The 9,775-nt window shown below is 44.5% G+C and carries 7 protein-coding genes and 1 rRNA gene; all 8 read right to left on the bottom strand.

Going from position 1 to position 9,775, the window contains the following annotated elements; translation table 11 throughout:
• Positions 1-14 precede the first annotated feature (14 nt).
• A 16S ribosomal RNA gene (locus L1D37_RS12140) occupies positions 15-1,569 on the bottom strand.
• A gap of 895 nt (positions 1,570-2,464) precedes the next feature.
• Positions 2,465-3,241, bottom strand: a complete 777-nt coding sequence (locus tag L1D37_RS12135; protein ID WP_239848035.1) for a phosphoadenylyl-sulfate reductase — start codon at positions 3,239-3,241, stop codon at positions 2,465-2,467.
• Positions 3,234-4,961 (bottom strand): assimilatory sulfite reductase (NADPH) hemoprotein subunit, encoded by a 1,728-nt coding sequence (gene cysI / locus L1D37_RS12130; protein WP_239848034.1) that lies wholly within the window; start codon positions 4,959-4,961, stop codon positions 3,234-3,236. Before cysI ends, L1D37_RS12135 begins: the two co-directional genes overlap by 8 nt.
• Positions 4,961-6,826: an assimilatory sulfite reductase (NADPH) flavoprotein subunit gene (locus tag L1D37_RS12125; RefSeq protein WP_239848033.1), complete on the bottom strand. Its 1,866-nt coding sequence runs from the start codon at positions 6,824-6,826 to the stop codon at positions 4,961-4,963. The genes cysI and L1D37_RS12125 overlap by 1 nt, the downstream gene beginning before the upstream one ends.
• A 123-nt stretch (positions 6,827-6,949) precedes the next feature.
• Positions 6,950-7,180: a hypothetical protein gene (locus L1D37_RS12120; RefSeq protein ID WP_017632684.1), complete on the bottom strand. Its 231-nt coding sequence runs from the start codon at positions 7,178-7,180 to the stop codon at positions 6,950-6,952.
• A 234-nt stretch (positions 7,181-7,414) separates the two neighbouring features.
• Positions 7,415-8,086, bottom strand: a complete 672-nt coding sequence (locus tag L1D37_RS12115) for a TIGR04219 family outer membrane beta-barrel protein (protein WP_239848032.1) — start codon at positions 8,084-8,086, stop codon at positions 7,415-7,417.
• Between the two features lie 135 nt (positions 8,087-8,221).
• A complete protein-coding gene (pspG, locus tag L1D37_RS12110; protein ID WP_017632687.1) occupies positions 8,222-8,443 on the bottom strand; it encodes an envelope stress response protein PspG in 222 nt (73 codons plus the stop codon).
• A 200-nt stretch (positions 8,444-8,643) separates the two neighbouring features.
• Positions 8,644-9,624, bottom strand: coding sequence for a tRNA dihydrouridine(20/20a) synthase DusA (dusA, locus tag L1D37_RS12105; protein ID WP_017063186.1), 981 nt, complete (start codon positions 9,622-9,624; stop codon positions 8,644-8,646).
• Positions 9,625-9,775 lie beyond the last annotated feature (151 nt).

Raw genomic sequence — 9,775 nt, 5'->3', positions numbered from 1 at the left:
TGAATATCTTCGTATAAGGAGGTGATCCAGCCCCAGGTTCCCCTAGGGCTACCTTGTTACGACTTCACCCCAGTCATGAACCACAAAGTGGTGAGCGTCCTCCCCGAAAGGTTAAACTACCCACTTCTTTTGCAGCCCACTCCCATGGTGTGACGGGCGGTGTGTACAAGGCCCGGGAACGTATTCACCGTAGCATTCTGATCTACGATTACTAGCGATTCCGACTTCATGGAGTCGAGTTGCAGACTCCAATCCGGACTACGACGCACTTTTTGGGATTCGCTCACYATCGCTRGCTTGCTGCCCTCTGTATGCGCCATTGTAGCACGTGTGTAGCCCTACTCGTAAGGGCCATGATGACTTGACGTCGTCCCCACCTTCCTCCGGTTTATCACCGGCAGTCTCCCTGGAGTTCCCGACATTACTCGCTGGCAAACAAGGATAAGGGTTGCGCTCGTTGCGGGACTTAACCCAACATTTCACAACACGAGCTGACGACAGCCATGCAGCACCTGTCTCAGAGCTCCCGAAGGCACACCTGCGTCTCCGCTGGCTTCTCTGGATGTCAAGAGTAGGTAAGGTTCTTCGCGTTGCATCGAATTAAACCACATGCTCCACCGCTTGTGCGGGCCCCCGTCAATTCATTTGAGTTTTAATCTTGCGACCGTACTCCCCAGGCGGTCTACTTAACGCGTTAGCTCCGAAAGCCACGGCTCAAGGCCACAACCTCCAAGTAGACATCGTTTACGGCGTGGACTACCAGGGTATCTAATCCTGTTTGCTCCCCACGCTTTCGCATCTGAGTGTCAGTATCTGTCCAGGGGGCCGCCTTCGCCACTGGTATTCCTTCAGATCTCTACGCATTTCACCGCTACACCTGAAATTCTACCCCCCTCTACAGTACTCTAGTTCACCAGTTTCAAATGCAGTTCCGAGGTTGAGCCCCGGGCTTTCACATCTGACTTAATGAACCACCTGCATGCGCTTTACGCCCAGTAATTCCGATTAACGCTCGCACCCTCCGTATTACCGCGGCTGCTGGCACGGAGTTAGCCGGTGCTTCTTCTGTTGCTAACGTCAAGAGATAGCGCTATTAACRCTACCCCCTTCCTCACAACTGAAAGTACTTTACAACCCGAAGGCCTTCTTCATACACGCGGCATGGCTGCATCAGGCTTTCGCCCATTGTGCAATATTCCCCACTGCTGCCTCCCGTAGGAGTCTGGACCGTGTCTCAGTTCCAGTGTGGCTGATCATCCTCTCAGACCAGCTAGGGATCGTCGCCTTGGTGAGCCATTACCTCACCAACTAGCTAATCCCACCTAGGCATATCTTGACGCGAGAGGCCCGAAGGTCCCCCTCTTTGGCCCGTAGGCATTATGCGGTATTAGCCATCGTTTCCAATGGTTATCCCCCACATCAAGGCAATTTCCTAGGCATTACTCACCCGTCCGCCGCTCGACGCCCATTAACGCACCCGAAGGATTGTTAGTGTCGTTTCCGCTCGACTTGCATGTGTTAGGCCTGCCGCCAGCGTTCAATCTGAGCCATGATCAAACTCTTCAATTTAAGATTTTGYGACTCAACGAATACTGACTTCANNGTTTCCGCTCGACTTGCATGTGTTAGGCCTGCCGCCAGCGTTCAATCTGAGCCATGATCAAACTCTTCAATTTAAGATTTTGYGACTCAACGAATACTGACTTCAAAACTACTRTGTAATTYTAAAGCTATTACCATTCCAACAGAATGGTAATGAATTGACTGTGCCAAATAACCGARGTTATTYGTATTGGTCACTCAGTTCATTGAAATCATTTTGATTCCGAAGAATCTGTTTTATCTAACGATAAAACGTTTTGATATTCATCAACGAGTGCCCACACAGATTGATAGGTTTAAATTGTTAAAGAGCTNGCCAAATAACCGAGGTTATTTGTATTGGTCACTCAGTTCATTGAAATCATTTTGATTCCGAAGAATCTGTTTTATCTAACGATAAAACGTTTTGATATTCATCAACGAGTGCCCACACAGATTGATAGGTTTAAATTGTTAAAGAGCTTCTCTTCATTGTGACTTACATCACTTCGGAAGAGGCGGCCATTCTAGCGATTTAATTCTCAGTGTCAAACACTTTTGAAAATTAATTTCTACTTTCTAAAAGTAGAAGCGAATAATCGCTTAAAGCTAGTTGCCTCACTAACATTCTTCGCTGAAGCCTTGTGGCGTCTGCCGTGTCAGTGAGGCGGCATTATAGAGATGTTCATCACATTGGCAAGTGTTTATTAAAGAAAAATGCAAAAATAACGACTACATGACGAATAAACACCCAAAGCCTTATTTATGCAACTTTAACTACAAAGTACCTACAAAATAACCACAGACTTATCCACAATTGCTTTAATTTTATCCCCTAGAAACAAAAAAGCTGCCTTATGTCAGCCTTTAAATAGAAAGGAGTTTAAATTCCAGAGCCATATTGCTCTCCATCATCCTCATGAAGCCCACATTCTCGTTTTAATCCATTAAAGCGGGTTTCTTCTTCCGTCATACCCGGTTCCCATTTCTTAGTCGTATGTGTATCTCCAACAGAAAGGTAACCCTGATCTCGAAGCGGGTGATAACTCAGGCCATGTTCTTCTAGGTAGTAGTGAACATCTTTATTCGTCCAATCGATTACCGGCAAGAATTTAAACACACCATTTTGGATAGATAAGATTGGCAGATTTGCACGCGATTGAGATTGCTCCCTTCTTAAACCGGAAAACCATGTCCCAGCCTCAAGCTCATCTAGCGCACGTCTCATCGGTTCTACTTTATTAAGCTTGTTGTACTTCTCTATCCCTTCGATACCTTGGTCCCAAAGTTTGCCATATTGCGCTTCTTGCCAATTAGGGCTCTGCTGCGCGCGAAAGACTTGAAGGTTTAGAGTCAGTTTCTGACTTAACTCATCTATAAAACGATACGTTTCAGGGAATAGGTAACCTGTATCCGTCAAGATAACGGGAATATCCGGTTTTGCTTGTGTGACCAAATGAAGCATTAACGCGGCTTGAATGCCGAAACTTGAAGACACCACATGTGTTCCTTCCAAGTTTTCTAGCGCCCACTTAACTCTTTCTAATGCTGTTAGCTGCTCTAACTCAGCATTAATTTGTCCAAGACGAAGTATTTGCTCCGTCTTAGTCAATGCGAGTAGTTCTGCTAACTTCAGCTTTGAAGCGACAGAATTATGCATGCAGATCCCTCTTTGAAATGATCACCTCTTCGATGATGCCAGCTCGGATGGTAAAATCGCCAAAGCCTTCATTGTCTTGTCGTTCTGTAGCCCAGCGCCCTACCAGCGAATCAATCTCTTCTAAGATCTGAGCTGATGTGATGTTCTCTTTATACATCTTAGGAATACGAGTACCTGCTTTGTTCCCACCTAAGTGCATATTGTAACGACCTGGTGCTTTACCCACTAAACCAAGTTCAGCCAACATCGCGCGACCACAACCATTTGGACAACCAGTGATTCGAAGGATAATGTTATCTTCTTCTGGTAATCCATGTTTATTGAGAATGTCTTCAACATCTGTCACGAACTCAGGAAGAAAACGTTCGGCTTCTGCCATTGCTAGAGGACATGTTGGGAATGCCACACACGCCATTGAATTTTTGCGTTGCTCGCTTACCGCGTCATCCATCAAGCCGTATTGACGAGCCAGTTTCTCAATTTTAGCCTTCTGGCTTTTAGGGACACCTGCAACAATTAAGTTTTGGTTTGCAGTCATGCGGAAATCACCTTTGTGGACTTTCGCAATTTCAGCCACACCCGTTTTCAAAGCCTTACCTGGGGAATCAAGTAAACGACCATTTTCAATAAACAGTGCTAAGTGGTGTTTGCCGTCAATACCTTCCGCCCAACCGATACGGTCACCACGGCCAGTAAACTCATAAGGACGGCTTTCAGAGAACTCGACGCCTGCACGCTTTTCGACTTCCGCTTTGAATACATCAATGCCAACACGGTCTAGTGTGTATTTGGTTTTTGCGTTCTTACGGTTTGAACGGTTACCCCAATCACGCTGTGTAGTCACAACGGCTGCTGCTACATCTAATGTCTTCTCTAATGGTACAAAACCAAAGTCGTCAGCTTTACGTGCATAAGTAGAGGTATCGCCGTGCGTCATTGCTAAACCACCACCCACTAACACGTTAAAGCCCACCAGCTTTCCGTCTTTAGCAATCGCAACAAAGTTAAGATCATTGGCATGAACATCTACGTCATTCTGTGGAGGGATCACAACCGTCGTCTTGAACTTACGCGGTAGGTAGTTGCTACCTAAGATAGGTTCTTCATCCGTTGTTTCTAACTTCTCACCATCCAACCAGATTTCTGCATAAGCGCGAGTCTTAGGTAATAGATGTTCACTGATCTTTTTCGCCCACTCATACGCTTCTTGATGAAGCTCAGATTCAACCGGGTTTGTTGTACACAGAACATTCCGGTTTACGTCACCTGCTGTCGCAATTGAATCAATGCCAATACTGTTTAGCGTTTGGTGCATCAGCTTGATATTTGGCTTTAACACGCCGTGAAACTGAAACGTTTGACGAGTCGTTAAACGGATTGAACCATAAGACGTGCTTTCATCGGCAAACTTATCTATTGCTAACCACTGCTTAGGAGTAATGATGCCACCTGGCATACGCGCACGAAGCATGACATTATGTAAAGGTTCTAACTTTTGTTTTGCACGCTCGTTGCGGATATCACGGTCATCTTGTTGATACATACCATGGAAGCGGATCAGCTGAAAGTTGTCTGCGGTAAAACCACCAGTTATACGGTCTTGAAGATCTTGTTCAATCGTACCGCGTAGATTCTTACTTTCACGCTTCAAACGCTCATTGTCAGCCAAAGGTCCAAGTACTTGACCTAGCACTTCTTGCTCTATTACTTGCTTGCTCATTAGTACACATCCCTTTGGTAACGTTTCGCTTTACGTAAATCATTAATATATTGTTCAGCTTGCTCACGGCTCTGGTTGCCATGTTTTTCCGCAATAGTAACTAATGCTTCATGAACATCTTTCGCCATTCGAGTCGCATCACCACAAACATAAAGGTACGCGCCCTCTTGCAGCCATTGCCAAAGCTGCTCTGCCTGTTCGATTAAACGGTCTTGAACATAAACTTTTTCTTTTTGGTCGCGGCTAAAGGCAACATCCAACCTGGTTAGCGCACCAGACTTGAGGTATTTCTGCCATTCAACTTGGTATAAGAAATCTTGAGTAAAGGTACGGTCGCCGAAGAACAACCAGCTCTTACCTTGAGCATCATTGTTTTCACGCTCTTGAACAAAGCTGCGGAAAGGTGCGATACCAGTGCCTGGGCCGACCATGATGATTGGCGTGTTGTCGTCTTGTGGTAACTTAAAGTTATTGTTGTTCTCTACAAACACCTTAACTTCGCCACCTTCTTCAAGGCGCTGAGCCAAGAAGCTTGATGCTCCACCTAAACGAGACTCTTCACCTTTTTGGTATTCAACTAAGCCAACCGTTAAGTGAACTTCTTCATCCACTTCTGCTTGACTCGATGCAATAGAATAGAGACGCGGAGTCAGCTTACGTAATAGGCCTAATAACTCATCAGCCGATAACTTGGTTTTCTTCTCTGCTAGTACGTCAACGATCTGAGTATTACCTGCATATTCACGAAGCTTGTCTTTATCTTCCACCAGCTTGATTAACTTCTTGCTGCCAGATAACTCAGCAAACTTAGTTACAAGTTGAGGATTTGACGTGGTGATCTCGAACTTACTCACTAGAGCGCTATGAATAGATAAGCTTTCACCATCTACATCGACACTCTCAATACCAGACAGCCCAACCTTCGCAAGAATCTGATTCGCCAATTCTGAACTGTTTTCGTACCACACGCCCAACGCGTCACCCGGTTGGTAAGTGATACCCGACTCATCAAGATCAATCTCGATATGACGAACATCTTTACCTGAATCACGACCAGTGATCTTCTGGCTTGCTAGCAATGTCGCTGTGTATGGGTTTTGTTTGGTGTATTGCGAATGTCCAGCAGCCGCTTGGCCTACTGGTAGTTGAACTACTTCCGCTTCAGCGCCCGTCGACAATGCTTCTTGAACTTGAGACAGCGCTTTCGCACGCCACTCTGTTGCCGATGCTTCGTAATCAACATCGCAATCAAGACGATCGACAAACGATTTAGCACCACGCTTAGAAAGGAAGTTATCGAAGTCTTTGGCGGTTTGGCAGAAGAACTCGTAGCTTGAGTCACCTAAACCAATCACACCATATTGTAGGTTTGCTAGTTTTGGCGCTTTCTTCGATTGTAAGAATTCGTGCAACTCAATAGCGTTATCAGGCGCTTCACCCTCACCATTGGTAGATGCTACAAAAATGACGTGTGTCTCTTTCGCTAGATTCTTACCTTTGTAGTCACTGGCATCGAAAAGCTCGACGGCAATACCTAAGGCTTTGGCTTCTGCTTCAAGCGATTCAGCAACACCTTTCGCGTTACCCGTTTGAGAAGCAAAGATAATACTTAGCTTACCCGCTGGTTTAGCGGCTACAGAAGCGGCAGCTTGAGCGATTGGTGCAGCTGCACCTACAGGCTGAGCTTGGCTCACACCCCAAAGATAGCCGCTGACCCATGCCAGTTGCTGAGAAGATAGTTCAGAAACAGTTTGCTGAAGATGACCTAATTGTTGGTCATTAAGTGGTGCTGCTAGTCCAGGTAACTCATTAGCCCCAGACTGTGCATTATTATTTTGTGAAGACTCTTTCTTATTTAAAGACATGGTCACGACATCCCTAATCATTGCGTGACGATAGATTAACCACTCCTTTTAATAACAAGAAAGAATAGAAAAGTATGTTTTATAACTTTTTGGAAGTAAAAACCGATTGAAACGTAATTTTACTTACTGGTTTTCGATCCGAACTTGCTGAAAGCCAACCGCCATTGCCGACTTAGATGCTAAGTCTAGATCCGCATAATGGCACTCCTCACCATGAACATCAGTGAGCAGAACAAAGCCGCCTCCCATATGGCGAAACTCTACAACCCAAGACCCTTCTTGTATTGAGGGCTCTATGACCGCTTCCACTAGCAGGTTTTCTCGATATAAATTTCGTAATTCATTGAGTGTCATATTCCATCCCTTGCTTTGACCTCACAACATAGACTCTATAAGAATAGACGCTAATCAGCTCCCTGTATAAGGATGGTCGAAAGTGATGAATGTGCTAACTAATTCCAGAAAGATATATACCCAAGTAACCTCAAGATGCTTGGGTATAACCAATAGATATAAAAAAAACGCCACTTAATAAAGTGGCGTTCTTAAAATTTGTTCTAAATGCTTTTCAAAATAAGCTTTAATCGCTTAGAAACGAACTTCCGCACCAGCAAACCAGCCATCTACCATGACAAAGTTTTTACCTAGATCAGATTTAAAGAACTCATCTGAGTCTAGGTCGATAACACGGTAGCCACCACGCAGAGCAATTTCAGATTCTGACACAGGAATTCGGTACTGAACACCTGCCATTAAGTCCGTACTCTTAATTTCGCTGCTATCACCGAATTCCATCGTACCGATGATATCAAAGTTGGTATCAGGAACGTTGATCTCTGCGTTGCCGTAGAAGCTCCACGTAAATTCATCAAAAGTTGATGTTTTCGCGCCTGTCGCTATTGGTTCTATGTAATTCGAGTTTGAATACTGAGTAAACGTCACACCCGCATCGAAGTTCATCAGCTTGTGTTCTAACAGCGTGTAGTAAAACGTGTAGTCGTACTTATCAAAAGCCAACGCATCCGTATCAATAGACGTATAACGGAAGCTAGCATTTGGTAGCATTGGGGCATTATGCTCAAATGCGAAATACACCGAAGGTGAATTAGAATCTTCGTCTTGTCTCACTTCGTTTAGCTTGGTACTTCCCCACCACATATCGGCACCGACTTTAGCCGTGTAAGAAAACTCTTCTTCAGCAGCGACTGCCGAACTTAAAGATAGCATTCCTACTAAAGCAATTAATGGCATTTTATTCATTTGAGATAGCTCCAATTCCATATCGTTGTGCTAAGTGTATGCACATTCATAGATTATTGGGGAAAATTCTATCACACATCTTAAAGACTAGAACGATAAACCGCTGGTGAATAAAGATTTGACGGCACCATGACGTTAGTAACGTCTTTGGTTAGAACTGTGTACATAGTTTTTGAAAAACCACACACCGATTGCAATCACAATCAACCAAGGCAACAGCTTAAAGACGACACTCATCATACCCAAGACCAGCATGACTAACAGTGCTACGCCAGTTGCGGCCAATACCGTCATAAACGTAATACCAGTGACAAGCAGAGTTGCTACGAAAATAAGAACAAAGATTAATTCAAACATAATGGTCTCCCTAATGAGTTCATGACCTATCTTTCCTACTTTCTAACATTGCAGCTTCTGTACCAAGTCATAAAAAATCAACAAAACCCTTATTTATCAAGCAAATAAAAAGCCACATATTTTCATGCGTGGCTTTCCAATAAGTCAAAGTGGTAAATTTAGCCTCTAATGGCGAATTTAACCTTAACGTTTGAGAGATGCTATACGTTCAACTCTTTAGGAATCTTAGCCAATGCCGTCTGCATTACTTCGATACCCGCGCCTTTCTTATGCGCATTTTCACTGATGTAGCGACGCCATTGTCTTGCACCTGGCATGCTTTGGAACAAACCAAGCATATGACGAGAGATATGTCCTAAGCTCGCACCATTTGAAAGTTCACGCTCAATGTATGGGTACATCTCTTCAACAACTTGTGAGCGTTTCTTAATTGGCGTATCTAAGCCAAAGATCTGTTGGTCAACTTCCGCAAGAATAAATGGACTATGGTAAGCCTCACGACCAATCATCACACCATCAAGGTGCTGAAGATGTTCTTTAGTCTGTTCTAACGTAGTGATACCGCCGTTGACTGCGATCACTAGATCTGAGAAGTCTTTCTTGATTTGGTATGCACGATCGTAGTCTAGAGGTGGGATCTCACGGTTCTCTTTCGGGCTTAGACCACTCAACCATGCTTTGCGGGCATGGATAGTAAATTGCTCACAGCCGCCTTTTTCAGAAACAGTAGAAACAAACTTAGTTAGAAACTCATAAGAGTCTTGATCATCGATACCAATTCGCGTTTTCACTGTGATTGGAATATCGGTCACTTCTTTCATTGCTGATACACAATCTGCCACCAGCTCAGGCTCAGCCATTAAACAAGCACCAAAGCGACCATTTTGAACTCGGTCTGAAGGACAACCTACGTTTAGGTTCACTTCATCGTAGCCGCGCTCACCAGCAAGTTTCGCACAAGCAGCTAAATCAACTGGGTTAGAGCCACCAAGTTGAAGTGCAAGAGGGTGTTCTTGCTCGTTATATTCTAGGAAGTCGCCCTTACCATGTAAGATCGCGCCCGTTGTTACCATTTCCGTGTACAGAAGAGTCTGCTGAGAAAGCAAACGGTGAAAGTAACGACAGTGGCGGTCAGTCCAATCGAGCATTGGAGCGACGGACAGCCTACATGAATGTGTCATGGCAAAGTACCCTAGTAGCGAGTCAAAAAAATATGCTGGAATACCCAGCAAAAGTAAGGTCGGCTATTGTAAATGCTATGCCCTGTTTGTGCTATATGAACTTTGCCTCACACTTTTTTTATAAACCTATTCACCAGATCTCTAATTCAAC

The organism is Vibrio sp. Isolate33 (assembly GCF_022397895.1).
Classification (GTDB): Bacteria; Pseudomonadota; Gammaproteobacteria; order Enterobacterales; family Vibrionaceae; genus Vibrio; species Vibrio pomeroyi.
The sequence above is the reverse complement of the archived record's forward strand: the minus strand, read 5'-3'. Positions and strand labels throughout refer to the sequence as shown.

What these genes read in the sequence shown, in the direction of transcription:
- L1D37_RS12135 (WP_239848035.1), bottom strand. Translation starts at nt 3,241, where the DNA reads ATGCATAATTCTGTCGCTTCAAAGCTGAAGTTAGCAGAACTACTCGCA.
- cysI (WP_239848034.1), bottom strand. Translation starts at nt 4,961, where the DNA reads ATGAGCAAGCAAGTAATAGAGCAAGAAGTGCTAGGTCAAGTACTTGGA.
- L1D37_RS12125 (WP_239848033.1), bottom strand. Translation starts at nt 6,826, where the DNA reads ATGTCTTTAAATAAGAAAGAGTCTTCACAAAATAATAATGCACAGTCT.
- L1D37_RS12120 (WP_017632684.1), bottom strand. Translation starts at nt 7,180, where the DNA reads ATGACACTCAATGAATTACGAAATTTATATCGAGAAAACCTGCTAGTG.
- L1D37_RS12115 (WP_239848032.1), bottom strand. Translation starts at nt 8,086, where the DNA reads ATGAATAAAATGCCATTAATTGCTTTAGTAGGAATGCTATCTTTAAGT.
- pspG (WP_017632687.1), bottom strand. Translation starts at nt 8,443, where the DNA reads ATGTTTGAATTAATCTTTGTTCTTATTTTCGTAGCAACTCTGCTTGTC.
- dusA (WP_017063186.1), bottom strand. Translation starts at nt 9,624, where the DNA reads ATGACACATTCATGTAGGCTGTCCGTCGCTCCAATGCTCGATTGGACT.